This is a genomic window from Roseateles agri, assembly GCF_034043675.1.
In the GTDB taxonomy this organism is placed as follows: Bacteria; Pseudomonadota; Gammaproteobacteria; order Burkholderiales; family Burkholderiaceae_C; genus KK5.
Genome location: NZ_JAXCLA010000006.1, coordinates 481,417 through 497,034 on the forward strand (window position 1 = coordinate 481,417; position 15,618 = coordinate 497,034).

The 15,618-nt window shown below is 68.0% G+C and carries 16 protein-coding genes; 5 read left to right on the forward strand and 11 right to left on the reverse strand.

Annotation, left to right across the window (positions count from 1 at the left end):
- Positions 1-15: 15 nt before the first annotated feature.
- Both SNE35_RS20100 and SNE35_RS20105 read right to left on the reverse strand, forming a co-directional pair.
- The gene (locus tag SNE35_RS20100) at positions 16-516 is read right to left on the reverse strand and encodes a Csu type fimbrial protein (protein WP_320423642.1); all 501 of its coding nucleotides are present in this window, start codon (positions 514-516) and stop codon (positions 16-18) included.
- Positions 517-685: 169 nt separating this feature from the next.
- Positions 686-1,663 carry a helix-turn-helix domain-containing protein gene (locus tag SNE35_RS20105; RefSeq protein WP_320424784.1) on the reverse strand — a complete coding sequence of 326 codons (978 nt, stop codon included), beginning with the start codon at positions 1,661-1,663 and terminating at the stop codon, positions 686-688.
- Between the two features lie 122 nt (positions 1,664-1,785).
- On the opposite strand from SNE35_RS20105, the gene SNE35_RS20110 reads away from it, so the two are divergent.
- Complete coding sequence (locus SNE35_RS20110) at positions 1,786-2,307, forward strand: isochorismatase family protein (protein WP_320424785.1); 522 nt, start codon at positions 1,786-1,788, stop codon at positions 2,305-2,307.
- A 2-nt stretch (positions 2,308-2,309) separates the two neighbouring features.
- On the opposite strand, the gene SNE35_RS20115 is transcribed toward SNE35_RS20110, so the two are convergent.
- A complete protein-coding gene (locus SNE35_RS20115; protein ID WP_320424787.1) occupies positions 2,310-3,692 on the reverse strand; it encodes a sensor histidine kinase in 1,383 nt (460 codons plus the stop codon).
- Positions 3,682-4,401 carry a response regulator transcription factor gene (locus SNE35_RS20120; RefSeq protein ID WP_320424788.1) on the reverse strand — a complete coding sequence of 240 codons (720 nt, stop codon included), beginning with the start codon at positions 4,399-4,401 and terminating at the stop codon, positions 3,682-3,684. Before SNE35_RS20120 ends, SNE35_RS20115 begins: the two co-directional genes overlap by 11 nt.
- Positions 4,402-4,590: 189 nt before the next feature.
- Between SNE35_RS20120 and SNE35_RS20125 the strand changes: the two genes are divergently transcribed.
- Positions 4,591-5,673, forward strand: a complete 1,083-nt coding sequence (locus SNE35_RS20125; RefSeq protein WP_320424789.1) for a glycosyltransferase — start codon at positions 4,591-4,593, stop codon at positions 5,671-5,673.
- Positions 5,666-6,580, forward strand: coding sequence for a glucosamine inositolphosphorylceramide transferase family protein (locus tag SNE35_RS20130; RefSeq protein ID WP_320424790.1), 915 nt, complete (start codon positions 5,666-5,668; stop codon positions 6,578-6,580). Before SNE35_RS20125 ends, SNE35_RS20130 begins: the two co-directional genes overlap by 8 nt.
- Positions 6,581-6,594: 14 nt before the next feature.
- Here the strand turns inward: SNE35_RS20130 and SNE35_RS20135 are convergent, their stop codons facing one another.
- The 5 genes from SNE35_RS20135 to guaB all read right to left on the reverse strand — a co-directional run bounded on the left by SNE35_RS20135 (position 6,595) and on the right by guaB (position 13,181).
- Positions 6,595-7,587, reverse strand: coding sequence for a sterol desaturase family protein (locus tag SNE35_RS20135; RefSeq protein ID WP_431312768.1), 993 nt, complete (start codon positions 7,585-7,587; stop codon positions 6,595-6,597).
- Positions 7,588-7,606: 19 nt separating this feature from the next.
- Positions 7,607-8,617 (reverse strand): YncE family protein, encoded by a 1,011-nt coding sequence (locus tag SNE35_RS20140; protein WP_320424791.1) that lies wholly within the window; start codon positions 8,615-8,617, stop codon positions 7,607-7,609.
- A 118-nt stretch (positions 8,618-8,735) separates the two neighbouring features.
- On the reverse strand, positions 8,736-10,343 hold the full coding sequence (gene guaA / locus SNE35_RS20145) for a glutamine-hydrolyzing GMP synthase (RefSeq protein ID WP_320424792.1): 1,608 nt from the start codon (positions 10,341-10,343) through the stop codon (positions 8,736-8,738).
- 12 nt (positions 10,344-10,355) lie between these two features.
- Entirely contained in the window at positions 10,356-11,648 is a 1,293-nt protein-coding gene (locus SNE35_RS20150) for an MFS transporter (protein ID WP_320424793.1), read from the reverse strand.
- Positions 11,649-11,708: 60 nt separating this feature from the next.
- On the reverse strand, positions 11,709-13,181 hold the full coding sequence (gene guaB / locus SNE35_RS20155) for an IMP dehydrogenase (RefSeq protein WP_320424794.1): 1,473 nt from the start codon (positions 13,179-13,181) through the stop codon (positions 11,709-11,711).
- An 83-nt stretch (positions 13,182-13,264) separates the two neighbouring features.
- Here guaB and SNE35_RS20160 point away from each other — a divergent pair, with 83 nt between their 5' ends.
- On the forward strand, positions 13,265-13,780 hold the full coding sequence (locus tag SNE35_RS20160) for a DUF4124 domain-containing protein (protein ID WP_320424795.1): 516 nt from the start codon (positions 13,265-13,267) through the stop codon (positions 13,778-13,780).
- Between the two features lie 9 nt (positions 13,781-13,789).
- On the opposite strand, the gene SNE35_RS20165 is transcribed toward SNE35_RS20160, so the two are convergent.
- Positions 13,790-14,497 (reverse strand): riboflavin synthase subunit alpha, encoded by a 708-nt coding sequence (locus SNE35_RS20165; protein ID WP_320424796.1) that lies wholly within the window; start codon positions 14,495-14,497, stop codon positions 13,790-13,792.
- Positions 14,497-14,847 (reverse strand): ArsC family reductase, encoded by a 351-nt coding sequence (locus SNE35_RS20170; protein WP_320424797.1) that lies wholly within the window; start codon positions 14,845-14,847, stop codon positions 14,497-14,499. The genes SNE35_RS20165 and SNE35_RS20170 overlap by 1 nt, the downstream gene beginning before the upstream one ends.
- Before the next feature lie 24 nt (positions 14,848-14,871).
- Here SNE35_RS20170 and aat point away from each other — a divergent pair, with 24 nt between their 5' ends.
- Positions 14,872-15,618 carry a leucyl/phenylalanyl-tRNA--protein transferase gene (aat, locus tag SNE35_RS20175; protein WP_320424798.1) on the forward strand — a complete coding sequence of 249 codons (747 nt, stop codon included), beginning with the start codon at positions 14,872-14,874 and terminating at the stop codon, positions 15,616-15,618.

Genomic DNA, 15,618 nt, shown 5'->3' on the forward strand with positions numbered 1-15,618 from the left:
TGCGGCCTCTGTGGTTTAGTAGGTGACGGTGACAGTGACGGTGTCGGTGTAGGCACCCGGCACGGCGTTGGCGATCGAGGGCAGGCGGCCGTAGATGCTCAGCGTCTGCGCGCTGCCGGTGCCGGTGCCGGCGGAGGTGCTGCTGCTGGCGGTGCCGTCGCCCCAGACGGTCGAGCGGCCGGTGTCGGTGTAGAGCTGGTAGCTCAGCGTGTTGCTGCCGCTCTTCATCTTGCGGGTGCTGAAGTTGGAGGCACCACCGGCGTTCGTGCCGGCGTTCAGCGCGACGGTGTAGGGCGTGGTGTTCGAGCAGGTGACCGTCAGCGTCGAGGTGGCATCCACCGGGGTCGGCGTGGCCAGCGAGTCGATGGTGTTGCCGAAGTTCAGGGTCGTGCCCGAGACGGTGCAGGAGCTGATCACGGTGGCCGTCACCTGGAAGGTGTTGCTCGCGGTCACGGCCATCGACAGGCCCGGCGTCAGCAGTGCGGCGATCAGCAGAGTGCGCTTGAAGTTCGTCATCGTCGTCTCCCCTTGGTTTCACGTTGCTGGGCGGGTGCCCGTTGCGATGACGCTAGTTTTCCGGAGAGGGGGTTTCGCCGGCAGAAGGCGAATCCGGCAGTCGCGTGCCGGGGTTACAGGCAATTGCCCTAGGCAAATTGCCTACACGGAAACCGGCGCGTGAAATCCGTCACGCCTCGGCGTGCACCGGCGCCGCGAAGCTGCGCCGCCAGGCCGTCGGGCTCACGCCGAAGCGCTGCCGGAAATGGTGTCGCAGCGACACCACCGAGCCGAAGCCCGCCATCTCGGCGACGCGCTCCACCGACTGGTCGGTGCGCTCCAGCAGGCGCTGCGACAGCGCCAGCCGCTCGGCCAGCAGCCAGGACTGCACGGTGCTTCCCGTCAGCGACTTGAATTGCCGCGTGAAGCTGCGCCGGCTCATGCAGGCCTGCGCCGCGAGGCTGTCCAGCGTGTGGGGCTGCTCGAGCCGCTTGCGTACCTCGTCGATCAGCAGGGCCAGGCGCGCGCCGCCCGCGGTATCGGGCAGCGGTTGCTCGATGAACTGCGCCTGCCCGCCTTCGCGGTGCGGTGGCACGACGAGCCGCCGCGCCAGCCGGTTGGCCGCCTGCGCGCCGAGGCGCCGTCGGATCAGATGCAGGCAGGCATCGATGCCGGCGGCCGTGCCCGCGGAGGTCAGGACCTGGCCGTCCTCCACGTACAGCACGTCGGGATCGACATCGACGGCCGGAAAGCGCGCCGCCATGGCCTGGGCGTACTCCCAGTGCGTGGTGGCGCGGCGGCCATCCAGCAGCCCGGCCTCGGCCAGCACATGGGCACCGAAGCACAGCCCCACGATCTGCGCGCCGCGTGCATGGGCTTCGCGCAGCGCTTTGAGCAGGCGCTCCGGGGGGCGCTCCTGCACGTCTCGCCAGCTCGGCACCACGATGGCATCGGCGCGCTTCAGCACCGACAGGGGCGCGAGGTCGGACAGGCTGAAGTTCGCCGTGGTCCGCAAGGGCGCCGGCTCGGAGGCGCACACCACGACCTCGAAGGGCGAAGCGCCACCCATCGCGTCGCCGAACACGATACAGGGCACGGACAGGTGGAAGGGGCTGATGCCGTCGAAGGCGACGATGGCGACCAGTGTTTTGGGAGGACGTGCAGGCACGGGAACGAATGACAAGCGAAAGGTCAAGCTTGGCCCGATCTTATCGATATCGGTTATTCAGGCCAGTCGTTCAGATGCCTGCGGAAACGAACAATCCCGGCATCGACTTGCCAGGAGCAACCATGGGCCGACCCGCACTGATCGTCATCGACATCCAGAACGACTACTTCGAGGGCGGCGCCTTTCCGCTCTGGAACGCCAGGGAGACGCTGGCCGCTGCCAGCCGAGCTGCAGGGCTGGCGCGCGACAAGGGCCTGCCCGTGGTCTTCGTCCAGCACGTGGCGCGCGGCCCCGCGCCCTTCTTCCAGCCCGACACCGTCGGCGTGCAACTGCACGACGAGATCCGTGCCATCGTGGCCGACTCGCCGGTCATCACGAAGCAGCACGCCGATGCGTTCGCCGAGACCACGCTGCACGACACGCTGCAGGCGCTCGGCGTCGATGCGCTGATCGTCTGCGGCATGATGACGCAGAACTGCGTCACGCACACCGCGATCTCCCGCCGCGCCGACGACTATCGCGACGTGACCGTGCTGACCGACGCCAGCACGACCGTCTCCGAGATCCTGCACCGCATCGCGCTGAACGGGCTCACCACGCGGGTCAGGCTTGCCAGCGTGGACGAGGCGCTGGCGAACCGCTGACCCTAGCGGCCGCCGAACTGGATGACGAAGCAGGCCCCGCCCAAGGAGCCGCGCTCGAACTGCACGCTTGCGCCGTGCAGCGCCGCGATCTCCCGCACGATCGCCAGCCCGAGGCCGCTGCCCTCGGTGGGCTCGGCCCCGCCCGCACTGCCGCGTGAGAACCGGTCGAACATCACCGGCTGGAACGACTCGGCGATGCCCGGGCCGTCATCGGCCACGCTCAGTCGTGGTGGGTTGGCATCGACCTCCAGCAGCACGCGGCCGCCCCGGGGCGTGTACTTGATCGCGTTGTCGAGCAGGTTGCCCAGCGCCTCGCCCAGCAGTTCCCGGTGGCCGCGGACGCTCACCGCACCGCCGGCGGGCTCGACCAGTTCCAGTTGCACGCCCTTCGCGTCCGCGGCGTCGAGGAAGGACTCGCCCACGTCGCGGGCGAGGTCCACCAGGTCGAGTTGGTCGAAGTCCAGGCCGGCGCCGATCTCCGGGTCCAGGCGGCTCAGGGCCAGCAGTTGCTGGATCATGCGGCCCATGCGCTCGGTGGCGGGCCCCAGCTCCTGCAGGATGCGGCGCGCGGATTCGATGTCGGTCGCCTGGCTGGCGCGATGCAGGCCCAGCTGGAGGCCGGCCAGCGGGGTGCGCAGCTGATGCGCCGCGGTGCCCGCGAACTGGCGCTCGCGCTCCAGCAGTCCGCGCACCCGGCCGAGCAGGCTGTTCAGGGCATGGGCGAAGGGCAGCAGCTCGCGCGGCACATCGTTCGTCGGCATCGGGTCCAGCGAGGCATGCGCCCTCACGCTCCAGCGCGAGGCCATGTCCTCCAGCGGCCGCAGGGTCCCGCGCAGCACGACGACGATGGCCATGGCCGCCGCCACCAGCAGGCCGCCGATGGCCGCATACCACCAGAGCAGCCGGCTGTTCGCCAGCGAGCGCTTGTTGAGCGTCTCGGCAACCATGACGTCCACGATGCCGCCGCCCGGCGCGGGCAGCGCCACCCAGGCGATGCGCACCGGCTGGCCATCGAACTCCGCGTTGAACGCCCGCCCACCCAGCCGGTACTGGCGTTCATTGCTGCCGCTCGTCGGCATGCCGGCACGGCCGCTGACCCTGCGGCCGGACTGGCTGACCGAGAAGTAGATCTTGTCCAGCACGTCGAAGTTCAGCATCGACTCCGCCTGGCTCTGCAGGTCCAGCACCGCCTGGTCGCCTTCGAAGCGGACCTGCTTGGAGAGCGCGCGTGCGGAGTCCAGCAGCCAGCGGTCATAGGTCTTCTCGACCATCGTCCCGGCGTTCAACAGCGCCAGCACGCCGCCGACCACGACGATCAGCAGCACCGGCAGCAGCAGCTTGATCTGCAGCTCGCGCTGCAACCATCGCTTCACCTCAGTCGCCATCGTCGCCACCCGTTTCGTTGTCGCCCGCAGTGCTCATGTCGAGCCGGTAGCCGAAGCCGCGCGCGGTAACGATCTCCACTCCGCGCCCGGCGAGCTTGCGCCGCAGCCGGGAAATGTAGACGTCCACCGCGGCGTCGGTGAGCTCCAGGTTCCGCTCCGCCAAAGCATCGACGAGGACGCGCCGGGGCACGAGGCGCGGTGCGCGGCGGATCAGCAGCCCCAGCACTTCGAGCTCGCGCGGGTGCAGTTCCAGGACCACGCCGTCCACGCGAACCTCACCCTGTTCCTGCAGCCACAGCAGCGGGCCGAACTGCAGCCGCGTGCCCTGCGTGGCACCGGTGCGGCGCAGCAGCGACACGATGCGCGCATCCAGCTCCTCTGGCGCGAAAGGCTTGACGAGGTAGTCGTCGGCCCCGCGGCGCAGGCCCTCCACGCGGTCCATCACCCGGTCCATGGCGGTCAGGATGATCACCGAGGTGTGCGGGTCCTTCTGGCGCCAGCCGTCCAGCCAGTCCAGCGCGTTGCCGTCCGGCAGCTGGCGGTCCAGCACGATGACGTCGGGGGCGCTGCGGGCCAGGGCCTCGGGCAGCTCGGAGAGCCTCGCGCAGGTCTGCACCCGCCAGCCACCGAGGCGTTGCCAGTGCAGTTCCAGCTCGGTCCGGATCGTCCGGTCGTCCTCGACCAGGAGGATCGACGCCTGCTCCCTCACCGGGGAATGCCCCTGGTTTTCCCTTGATAGGGGCTTGAAAGATTGGGCAGATAGCCTGCCTCCCGTTTCCCTCTGCTCATGCCTGTCCCCGTAGTTCGGCCGTCAATGTAACGAAGTGCGAATTTTTCTTGCGAGACGGGAATTCTCCAACGTCGACCCAGCGATAGGCCCTGACCCTTTTCCATCCCCATGAGTACCCTCCCCGAACGCCTGCGCATTGTTCACGTCGTCTTCTCGTCCAAGCTCGCCGGAGGCGAACAGCACTGCATCGACCTGGCGCACGCCCAGGCCGATCTGGGCCACGAGGTGCACATCGTCGGCACCCAGGGCTCGGCGATGACCCGCTTCGTGCGCCCGGAGGTCCGCTATCACGGCCTGGCCCTGCCGATTCTGCGCGGGGCGCGGCTCAGGCACATCGTCAAGCGCCTGTCGCCCGACGTCTGCCATGGGCATCTGGGCCCGGCGTGCAAGGCCGTGGCCACCGTGCCGGACGTGGCCCGCCTCGGCACGCTGCACGTCGGATTCAAGGCGCACCAGCACCAGCGCCTCGACGCACTGGTCTGCGTCAACCAGGCTCAGCAGTCGCAGCTGAGCGGGTTTGGCGGCGTTTCGCGCGTGATCCACAACTGGGCGCCCGAGCGCACGGCGGCGCCGGTGGGCCCGGGCCTTCGCGCCGAACTCGGCCTGCAAGCGGATCAACTGCTCGTCGGCACGGCCGGCCGGCTGCACGCCAGCAAGGGCATGGACCTGCTGGTGTTGGCGTTCAAGCACTTCGCACCCGCCGACGCCGTGCTGGCGATCCTGGGCGAAGGCGAGCAGCGCGAGCAGCTGGAGAAGCTGGCCGAGGGCGACCCGCGCATCCGCCTGCTCGGCTTCCGCAGCGATGTCGACGCCGCGCTGGCCGCGATGGACCTCTACGTGTCGCCCTCCCGGGAAGAGGCCTTCCCGCTGTCCGTGCTGGAGGCGATGCGGGCCGGGCTGCCCATCGTCGCGACGCGCACGCAAGGGCTCACCGAATTGCTGGCCGGCCAACCCGGCACGCTCACGCCCATCGGCGATGCCGAGGCCCTGGGCGCTGCCATAAGATCCGCGCTGGACGTCCTCCGGTCCTGCCCCAAGCAACTGCGCCAAGCCGTGACCTACGAACTGAAGCGTTTCGATCGTTCCGCCGCCGTCGCCTCGGTGATGGATTTCTACGCCGAGGCCATCGCCCGGCGCTCGTCCGCCAGCCCCGCCCCCCTCGACCTGGAACTCGCGCCGACGCATGTTTAAACGGCCGCGCACGGATTTCTGGCGCGTCGGCATCGTCCCCTCCCCGATCGAGAAACTGGACGCGGCGGCCCTGGCCGCGCTGAAGTCCCGCATCACCTGGCTGCCGGATGCCGGCCCCTGGCGCTACCTGGCCGACCCGTTTGGCCTCGTCAGGGGTCAGGTCTTGCACGTCTTCGTCGAGGCCTTCGACTACCGGACCAAGCACGGGGTCATCGAGCGTCACGAACTCGACCTCGACGGCTTCAAGTGGCGCGGCAAGAGCCTCGCCCTGTCGCGGCCCTTCCACCTCTCCTACCCGTACCTGCTCGAGCACGGCGGCGAGCTGTTCATGATCCCGGAGAGCAACCAGGCTAAGGAGGTCGCCCTGTACCGCCCCGGCGCGGACCTGGACAGCTGGACCAAGGAATGCGTGCTGATCGCCGACCAGCCGATCGCCGACGCCTCCGTGGTGTTCCACCAGGACCGCTGGTGGATGTTCTATGCCCTCGTCGGCCCCAAGCAGCGTGACCAGAAGGAACTGCACGCCGCCTGGGCGCCGTCGCTGACCGGTCCCTGGCAGCCGGTCCGCGGCAATCCGATCCATGTCGACCACGGCGGTGCCAGGCCGGCGGGCAAGCCTTTCGTCGATGGCGAGGGCTTCCTGACCCTGCCCGTGCAGGACGGCGTCGGCGGCTACGGCAGCGCGGTGCGCCTGCTGCGCTTCACGCAGCTCGACGAGGGCCGGATCGAGATCGAGAGGCGCCCGACGCGCCTGACCGGTGACCTCGTCTCCGACACCTACCGCGAGGGCCTGCACACGCTCTCGGCCTGCGGCGGGCTGACCTTGATCGACGCCAAGCGCATCGACCGCTCGCGCGAGAAGCAGCTCATCGACCTGCGGCGGCGCGTACGCCGGCTGATGGGCTGATCAGGACGGCAGCCTCAGGCCCTCGATCCGAAGACCCGGGCGGCGATGCGCTCGAAGGCAGTCCACTGCTGGGCCAGCAGACCCTCGCCATAGGAGCGCGCGCTGCCCTGTGGCGGCGGCAACTGGTCGCGAATGCCCGTAGGCTCGACGGTGCGGTTCCATGACGCGGTGCCGAGCATCATGTCCCACCACGGGAAGAGGACGCCGAAGTTGCAGCCGTAGCGCGTGCCCTCGTGGCCGTAGCCGATCGCATGATGGCGGCGATGGAAGGCCGGGCTGACGATCAGCCGCTCCAGCAGCGGACCGAAGTGCAGCCGCGCGTTCACGTGCTGGACGCTCTGAAGGAAGTTCCCGACCGCGACCAGCACCACGAACTGGGAGGGCGGAACGCCGATGAGCAGCGAGATCGCGGCAAAGAACGCGGCCTGGAGCATGTCGTCCAGCAGGTGGTTGCGGTCGTCCGTCCACAAGGACATCTGCTGCTGGCTGTGATGGACGGCGTGAAGCTCCCACCAGACGCCGAAGCGGTGCTGCCAGCGGTGGTACCAGTAGCCGCAGAAGTCCAGCACCACCAGATAGATCAGGAAGGACACCATCGGCTGGTCGGTGACACCCGGCCACAGACCATCGACGTCCAGCCCTGGCACGCCGTAGATGGCCATCAGGCTCTGCCAGTGGGTGAAGACGGGCTGAAGCGCCAGGAAGAACACGAGGTTCAGCAAGCTGAGCTTGGCGATCCAGGTGTAGATCACGTCGGACCGCAGCGCCTTGCGATCGGGCCAGGACTCGACGGGACGAAGCGCCTCCAGCGGTCGCAGCACGGCATAGCTGACGCAGATCTGGAGCGCCCCGACGATCACCCAGTACAGCGCGTCGTAGGTCTCCTCGTCGTAGCCCATCAGGCCGAAGCGGTACAGCAGCGGCTGGACGACGTCGACGTAGAGCAGCGTCTGCAGCGCCGACACGCCGGCATCGACTTGCGCAAGAACTTCCTGGAGCAACTGCATGCCGGAGATGGGCGCTGTCTCAGTCCGGATTGGGCGCGTGCACCGGCGCCGCGTTGGCAAAGAACAGGCCGTGCGGCGAGCGGCCGACGGCGATGGTGTCGACGAGCTTGCGCGTGTTCATGTCGATGATGCCGACGTGCCGGGCAAAGCGGAACGTCACCCAGAGATAGCGATGGTCGGCGCTCAACTGCATGTCGTCGGGCCCGGGCCGCAGGCCGGTGATGTCGGCCACCTTGGCCAGCGTGTCGTAGTCGAGGATGCTGATCGTGCTCTCGACGCGATTGGTGACGGCGACGTGGTGACCGTCATCGAGGTCACGAAAGTTGTGGGCACCGCGCCCCGTGGGGATGCGCTTCACGAGCGCCTGCCGATGCCAGTCGACCACGGCCACGTCGTCCTCGCCCGTCATGCCGACGAGCAGGAAGCGATCGCCGGGCGTCATCCACAGGCCGGCCGGGGTATTGCCCACCTTCAGCTTCCACTGCACCGTCTGGGTAGCCAGGTCGATCGCCGCCACTTCCCCGGTGTCCTGCAAGGTGACGAACGCGTAGCGGCTGCTGGAATCGAAGTTGATGTGGCTCGGCGTCTTGGCCAGCGCGATCCGCTTGGCCAGGACCATCTGCTGGCCGTCGTAGCGATAGACGTCGACCCGGTCCAGCCGCAGGCCTGCGGTGACGAACCACTTGCGGTCCGGCGAGAAGCCCAGCTGGTAAGGATCCTCGATGCCCTCGACACGCCGCTGCACGGCGCCGGTGTGCGGGTCGAGGAACATCAGGTCGTTGGAGATCGAGTCCGCGACGATCAGCGAGCGACCGTCGGGCGTGATCATCAGGTGATGCGGCTCCTTGCCGGTCGGCTCGGTCCCGACGACCTTGTGCGTCACCGGATCGATCAAGGTCAGTTGCGCCTCGCCGGAATCCAGCACGATGACACGATCCGCCGCGCTCGCCGGGGACTGCGCAAGCAGGAAAGCAAGAAGCCAGAACGCCGACCAGCCGATCGTCAAACGCGGGAGGGACAACTTCGGCATCGGGTGAACTCGGAACACTAAGACTGGAAACTCGACATTCTCTTGCCGTCACGCTTCTGTCTTGTTTCCCGATGATCCGGACGCGGCTATGCCGCGGTTGCACCAATGGGGAGGGACTTTATTCCCACTCGATCGTCGCAGGCGGCTTGCTCGACACGTCGTAGGTCACGCGGTTGATGCCGCGGACCTCGTTGATGATGCGGCCCGAGGTCTTCTTCAGCAGCGCGTAGGGCAGTTCGGCCCAGTCGGCGGTCATGAAGTCGCTGGTCTGCACGGCGCGCAGCGCGACGACGTAGTCGTAGGTGCGGCCGTCGCCCATCACGCCGACGCTCTTCACCGGCAGGAAGACGGTGAAGGCCTGGGAGGTCAGTTCGTACCAGGTCTTGCCGGTGGCTTCGTCGCGGTGGTTGCGCAGCTCCTCGATGAAGATCGCGTCGGCGCGGCGCAGCAGGTCGGCGTAGTCCTTCTTCACCTCGCCGAGGATGCGCACGCCCAGGCCCGGGCCGGGGAACGGGTGGCGGTAGACCATCTCAGGCGGCAGGCCCAGGGCCACACCCAGTGCGCGGACCTCGTCCTTGAACAGTTCGCGCAGCGGCTCCAGCAGCTTCAGGCCCAGTTGCTCGGGCAGGCCGCCGACGTTGTGGTGGCTCTTGATCGTCGTGGCCTTCTTGGTCTTGGTGCCGCCGCTCTCGACCACGTCGGGGTAGATGGTGCCTTGGGCGAGGAACGTCGCGCCCTTGTGGCCCTGGTTGCCGGCCTTCAGCTTCTCGGCCTCGGCCTTGAACACGTCGACGAACAGACCGCCGATGATCTTGCGCTTCTTCTCCGGATCGGTCACGCCGGCGAGCTGGCCCAAGAACAGGTCTTCAGCCTGCACGCGGATCACCTTGGCGTGCAGCTTGCCCTCGAACATCTCCATCACCATGTCGCCTTCGTTCAGGCGCAGCAGGCCGTGGTCGACGAAGACGCAGGTGAGCTGGTCGCCGATGGCGCGGTGGATCAGCGCCGCGGCCACGCTGGAATCGACGCCGCCGGACAGGCCCAGGATCACCTCTTCATCGCCGACCTGCTCGCGGATCTTCGCGACCGCTTCTTCGATGTAGTCGCCCATGATCCAGTCGCCCTTGCAGCCGGCGATCTCGCGGACGAAGCGGTGCAGCAACGCCTGGCCCTGCAGCGTGTGCGTGACCTCGGGGTGGAACTGCACGGCGTAGTAGCCCTTCTCCTCGTTCGCCATGCCGGCGATCGGGCAGCTCGGCGTGGAGGCCATCAGCTTGAAGCCCTCGGGCAAGGCCGTGACCTTGTCGCCGTGGCTCATCCAGACCTTCAGCATGCCGTGGCCTTCGGCGGTGGTGAAGTCGGCGATGTCCTTCAGCAGAGACGTGTGGCCGTGGGCACGGACCTCGGCGTAGCCGAACTCGCGGTGGTCGCTCCACTCGACCTTGCCGCCGAGCTGGACCGCCATCGTCTGCATGCCGTAGCAGATGCCCAGCACCGGCACGCCGGCGTCCCACACGGCCTGCGGCGCGCGCAGTTCGTGGTCTTCGTAGGTGGACGCGTGCGAGCCCGACAGGATGATGGCCTTGGGCGCGAAGCTCTTGACGAACTCATCCGACACATCGTTCGGATGGATCTCGCAGTAGACCGCGGCCTCGCGCACGCGGCGCGCGATCAGCTGGGTGACTTGGGAGCCGAAGTCGAGGATCAGGACTTTGTCGTGTTGCATGGCGGGCTATCGTCAGGAGGCGGAGGAAGCGGAGGAGACGGCGGCGGCCGGCGGCTCGTCATCGGGCTGGCCGGCGAAGTAGCGCGCTGCGAAGTACAGCGACAGGAGCTGCAGCAGCGCGATGAAGAAGAAGGGCGCGCCGATGCGCAGGTCGGTCTTGGGCAGGTCGGCGACGAGGTACATCAGGCCCAGGCCGATCGGCGGCGCGATGACGGCCATCAGGCTGTTCAGCGCGGCGACGGCACCCATGGTCTCGCCCTGGCTGCTGGCGCTGGCGGCCTTGGAGATCTGGCTCTGCAGCGCCGGGCCGACGGCCGAGGCCAGGCCACCGATGGCGATCAGCGCGTAGACCATCCAGGCCTGCGTGGCCATGCCGATGCCGGCATTGGTGAAGATCGAAACCGCCAGGCTGAGCGTGACGACCCGGCTGACCGAGACACGCTTCATCAGCGGCTTCAGCAGCACGCCCTGCATCAACACCGACATCGCGCCGACGGCGAGCAGCGAGAGGCCGTTCTCCAGCGGCCCCCAGCCGAGGCGATGGCCGGTGTAGAGCACCCAGCAGCTCTGCACGATCGTTTGCGCGAGGCCGCTGAACATCAGCACGTACATCAGCGGACCCACGCCGCGCAGCGCCTTCACGCGCGCCAGAACGCCAAACGGATTGGCGCGCCGCCAGTCGAAGGGCCGGCGCAGTTCGGGCGCCAGCGATTCGGGCAGCACGAAGAAGCCGTAGAGCCAGTTGGTGATGGCCAGCGTACCGGCGACGAAAAAGGGCAGGTGCAGGTTGATGTGGCCCAACAGGCCACCGAGCACCGGCCCGAGGATGAAGCCCATGCCGAAGGCGGCGCCCAGTTGGCCGTAGCGCTGCGTGCGCTGTTCGGGCGGCGTGATGTCGGCCACGTAGGCATTGGCGATGGCGATGTTGGACTGCATCGCCCCGCTGAACAGGCGCACGACGACGAGCATCCACAAGGCCGTAGCCATCGCCGTGACGAAGAAGGACAGGGCCAGGCCCGAGAAGCCGATCAGCATCACCTTGCGGCGGCCGTAGCGGTCGGACAGGCCGCCGAGGATCGGCGAGCTGAGGAAGTTGGCGATGCAGAAGGCCAGCGTCACCGCCAGCTGCGCCAGCGTGTGGGCCGATTCGCTGGTGGTGAAGGTGCCCACCAGCGGCGGCAGCACCGGGATGATCAGGCCGATCGAGATCATGTCGATCAGCACGGCGATCATGATGAAGCCCATGCCAGCGGCGCGCTTCGATGGCGGGCTCTGTACTGCTGTTGTCTCGGTGCTACTGCTCACTGCCAATTCCTCAGAAAACAAGTAACGGGGCCGAAGCCCCGTTGCATATGTCGCTGACGTTCAATCCGCCCGGTAGTTGGGCGCTTCCTTCGTGATTTGAACATCGTGGACATGGCTCTCGCGAATGCCCGCCGAGGTGATCTCGACGAACTCGGCGCGGTCCTGCATCTGGTCGATGCTGGCGCAGCCGCAATAGCCCATCGAAGCCCGCAGGCCGCCGGCCATCTGGTAGACGATCGCGACCATCGAGCCCTTGTACGGCACGCGGCCTTCGATGCCCTCGGGCACCAGCTTGTCCGCGTTCGGGTTCGTCGTCTCGTCGTTTTCCTGGAAGTAGCGGTCGGCGGAGCCGGCCTTCATCGCGCCGATCGAACCCATGCCGCGGTAGCTCTTGTAGGAGCGGCCCTGGAACAGGATGACCTCGCCCGGTGCTTCTTCCGTGCCGGCGAACATGCCACCCATCATCACGGTGCTGGCACCGGCAGCGATGGCCTTTGCGATGTCGCCCGAGTAGCGGATACCACCGTCGGCGATCAGCGGCACGCCGGTGCCCTTCAGCGCCGTGGCCACGTAGTCGATCGCGGTGACCTGCGGCACACCGACGCCGGCGACGATCCGCGTGGTGCAGATCGAGCCCGGGCCGATGCCGACCTTGACGCCATCGGCGCCGGCCTCGACCAGTGCCAGCGCGGCCGCGCCGGTGGCGATGTTGCCGCCGATCACGTCGACCTGCGGGAAGTTTTGCTTGACCCAGCGCACGCGCTCGATCACGCCGGCGCTGTGGCCGTGGGCGGTGTCGACGATCAGCGCATCGACGCCGGCCTTGACCAGCAGCTCGACCCGCTCCTCGGTGCCCTCGCCCACGCCGACGGCCGCACCGACGCGCAGCTTGCCGTGCGCGTCACGCGCCGCATTGGGGAAGTTGGTCTGCTTGGTGATGTCCTTGACGGTCATCAGGCCGCGCAGCTCGAAGTCGTCGCTCACCACCAGCACGCGCTCGAGCTTGTGCTTGTGCATCAGCGCCTTGCCCTCGGCCAAGGTGGCGCCTTCGCGCACGGTGATCAGGCGCTCGGCCGGGGTCATGATCTCGCTGACCGGGGCGTCCATGCGGGTTTCGAAGCGCAGGTCGCGGCCGGTGACGATGCCGACGACGCGCTTGCCCTTGAGCACCGGGAAGCCGGAAATGCCGTGCTGCTCCGACAGCGCCTTGACCTGGCGCACCGTCGCCTCGGGCGTGATCGTGATCGGATCGCGCAGCACGCCCGACTCGTAGCGCTTCACGCGCGCCACCTCGGCGGCCTGCTGCTGGGCGGTGAGGTTCTTGTGGACGATGCCGATGCCCCCCTCCTGCGCGATGGCGATCGCCAGACGCGCTTCCGTCACCGTATCCATGGCCGCGGAGACCAGGGGCAGGTTCAGTTCGATGTTGCGGGAAAGCCGGGTGGCAAGGCTGGTGTCGCGGGGCAACACCTGGGAGAACGCTGGCACCAACAACACGTCGTCGAAGGTGAGCGCTTTTCCAAGAAGGCGCATGAGGGAAGCTCCAGTCGCAAAGCGGCATTATACGGACTAGCCCATTACCCCTGCTTACACGAGGCGACCGGTACACTTTGCCGATGCTCAAGCCCTCGCACTTTCCGGCGCTGCTGGCCGCCTTGCTAACGCTCAGCCTCATCGGACCGGCGCAGGCCCAATGGAAGTGGCGCGACACGGCCGGCAAGATCCAGTACAGCGATCGCCCGCCGCCGCCCGGCGTGCAGGACAAGGACATCCTCCAGCGCCCGCCCGGCCAGCAGCTGAAGGTCGTCACCGTCTCGCCTCCCGGCACCGCGCCCAGCGCCCCGCCGCCCGCCCCGGTCGCCAGCGGCCCGAGCAAGGCCGAGCAGGATCAGGTGGCGCGCCAGAAGCAGCAGGAGCAGGAACAGCTCGCCAAGCAGAAGGAAACCGAGCGCAAGAACGCCCAGACCCGGCGCGAGAACTGCGCCCGCGCCCAGGAGAACATGAAGATGCTCCAGGACGGCGTGCGCATCAACCGGCTCAACGAGAAGGGCGAGCGGGTCATCATCGACGACGCCCAGCGTGCGCAGGAAACGCAGCGCACGCAGGAAACGATCAACAGCGAATGCCGCTGAACTGAGCGATCAACCCGGCAGTTGTGCCGGCGGCCGCGCCAGATCGTCAACCGACTGCCCCTGCGCCGCCAGCAGCTTCTCCAGCGCCGGCAGCAGCGGGCCCAGACGCTCGTCGATCGCATCGCGCACGGTGTCGACGAAGACCTGGGTCGAGCGCTCGATCTCGATGTTCAGCTCGGCGCCGACACCCTTGTCCGCGAAGGTCGTCATCCGCAAGGTCTCGGGGATCAGCCAGACCTCGAACCAGCAGGCCTTGCGGTCGGCCTCGGCCACGGTGAGGCTCGCGCCGTTGATCGCGATATAGCCCTTGGCGAAGATGTAGCGCATCCACTGCGGCGGCACGGCGATGCGCAGCACGTGGTTGTTCTCGGGCTGGCGGATCGAGGCCACGCTGGCCTTGAAGTCGATGTGGCCGGACAGCGGATGGCCGCCGATCTCGGCGCCGTCGCGCGCGGCTCGCTCGACGTTGAGCGGGCTGCCCTCCGTCAACGCGCCCAGCGTGGTGAGGTTCAGGCTCTGCAGCATCACGTCGAAATCCGCGTGGTCCGTGCCACGCAGCCGTGTGACGGTCAGGCAGACGCCGTCGCACGAAACGCTGGCGCCGATCTCCAGCCCTTCGCAAAAGCCCTTGGGGAAACCCAGCGTGAAGCTGCGCAGACCGGGGCGGTCGGTGATGGCGGCGACGGTGGCGACGCCCTGGACGATACCGGTGAACATCAGTGCTTTCCTTCCCAGGCTTCGGGTACGAAGCCCACCGTCAGCGAGCCATCGGCCCACTCGACGATCGGCCGCTTGATGACGCTCGGGTTCGCCGTCAGCACCGGCGTGGCGCTGGCCGCATCGACGACGCCGGCCTTCGTCGCGTCATCGAGCTTGCGCCAGGCCGTGCCGGCACGGTTGACAACCTTCTCCCAACCCAGCTGCGAGAGCCAGCGGGGCAGATGGTCGCCCGGGACGCCGGACTTCTTGTAGTCGTGGAACTCGTAGGGGATGCCCTGCTCCGCGAGCCAGGCGCGCGCACGCTTGATCGTGTCGCAGTTGGGAATGCCGTAGAGGATCGTCGTCATGGGGCCGCACGCTACCATGAAGCAATGATCGACTGGCTCGACGAGGACTCTCTCGCCTTCCCTCCGACCTCCCGCGCGCTGGGCCCGGAAACCGATGCGCCGGGCCTGTTGGCCGCCGGTGGCGACCTCTCCCCGCAGCGGCTGCGCGAGGCCTATTCGCGCGGCATCTTCCCCTGGTATGGCGCGGGCCAGCCGCCGCTGTGGTGGTCGCCCGACCCGCGCATGGTGTTGAAGACGGCGGACTTCAAGCTCGCGCGCTCGCTGCGCAAGACCGTGCAGCGCTTCGCCGCCTCGCCGGGCTGCGAGATCCGCGTCGATACCGCCACGCCCGAGGTGCTGCGTGCCTGCGCCGGCGCGCCGCGCGAGGGCCAATCGGGCACCTGGATCCTGCCGGAGATGCAGGCCGCCTACCTCGCCTGGCAGCGGCGCGACGGCGCGGTGCACAGCATCGAGACCTGGATCGACGGCGAGTTGGCCGGCGGGCTCTACGGCATCAACCTCGGGCGGATGTTCTTCGGCGAGTCGATGTTCATGCGCCGCACCGACGCCTCCAAGATCGCGCTGGCTGCCCTGGTGTGCCTGTGCCGCGCGCATGGCATCGCCTGGATCGATTGCCAGCAGAACACCCGGCACCTGGCCTCGCTCGGTGCGGCAGAAGTCGCACGCGCGGCCTTCGAAGCCCATCTGGCGGCCACGGTGACGCAGCCGGCGCCGCAGGATTGGTCCTATCATCCTTCGCTGTGGGCCCATCTGCTGCCGGATCGCTCCTGA

What these genes read in the sequence shown, in the direction of transcription:
- SNE35_RS20100 (WP_320423642.1), bottom strand. Translation starts at nt 516, where the DNA reads ATGACGAACTTCAAGCGCACTCTGCTGATCGCCGCACTGCTGACGCCG.
- SNE35_RS20110 (WP_320424785.1), top strand. Translation starts at nt 1,786, where the DNA reads ATGGGCCGACCCGCACTGATCGTCATCGACATCCAGAACGACTACTTC.
- SNE35_RS20115 (WP_320424787.1), bottom strand. Translation starts at nt 3,692, where the DNA reads ATGGCGACTGAGGTGAAGCGATGGTTGCAGCGCGAGCTGCAGATCAAG.
- SNE35_RS20125 (WP_320424789.1), top strand. Translation starts at nt 4,591, where the DNA reads ATGAGTACCCTCCCCGAACGCCTGCGCATTGTTCACGTCGTCTTCTCG.
- SNE35_RS20130 (WP_320424790.1), top strand. Translation starts at nt 5,666, where the DNA reads ATGTTTAAACGGCCGCGCACGGATTTCTGGCGCGTCGGCATCGTCCCC.
- SNE35_RS20135 (WP_431312768.1), bottom strand. Translation starts at nt 7,587, where the DNA reads ATGCAGTTGCTCCAGGAAGTTCTTGCGCAAGTCGATGCCGGCGTGTCG.
- SNE35_RS20140 (WP_320424791.1), bottom strand. Translation starts at nt 8,617, where the DNA reads ATGCCGAAGTTGTCCCTCCCGCGTTTGACGATCGGCTGGTCGGCGTTC.
- guaA (WP_320424792.1), bottom strand. Translation starts at nt 10,343, where the DNA reads ATGCAACACGACAAAGTCCTGATCCTCGACTTCGGCTCCCAAGTCACC.
- guaB (WP_320424794.1), bottom strand. Translation starts at nt 13,181, where the DNA reads ATGCGCCTTCTTGGAAAAGCGCTCACCTTCGACGACGTGTTGTTGGTG.
- SNE35_RS20160 (WP_320424795.1), top strand. Translation starts at nt 13,265, where the DNA reads ATGCTCAAGCCCTCGCACTTTCCGGCGCTGCTGGCCGCCTTGCTAACG.
- SNE35_RS20165 (WP_320424796.1), bottom strand. Translation starts at nt 14,497, where the DNA reads ATGTTCACCGGTATCGTCCAGGGCGTCGCCACCGTCGCCGCCATCACC.
- SNE35_RS20170 (WP_320424797.1), bottom strand. Translation starts at nt 14,847, where the DNA reads ATGACGACGATCCTCTACGGCATTCCCAACTGCGACACGATCAAGCGT.
- aat (WP_320424798.1), top strand. Translation starts at nt 14,872, where the DNA reads ATGATCGACTGGCTCGACGAGGACTCTCTCGCCTTCCCTCCGACCTCC.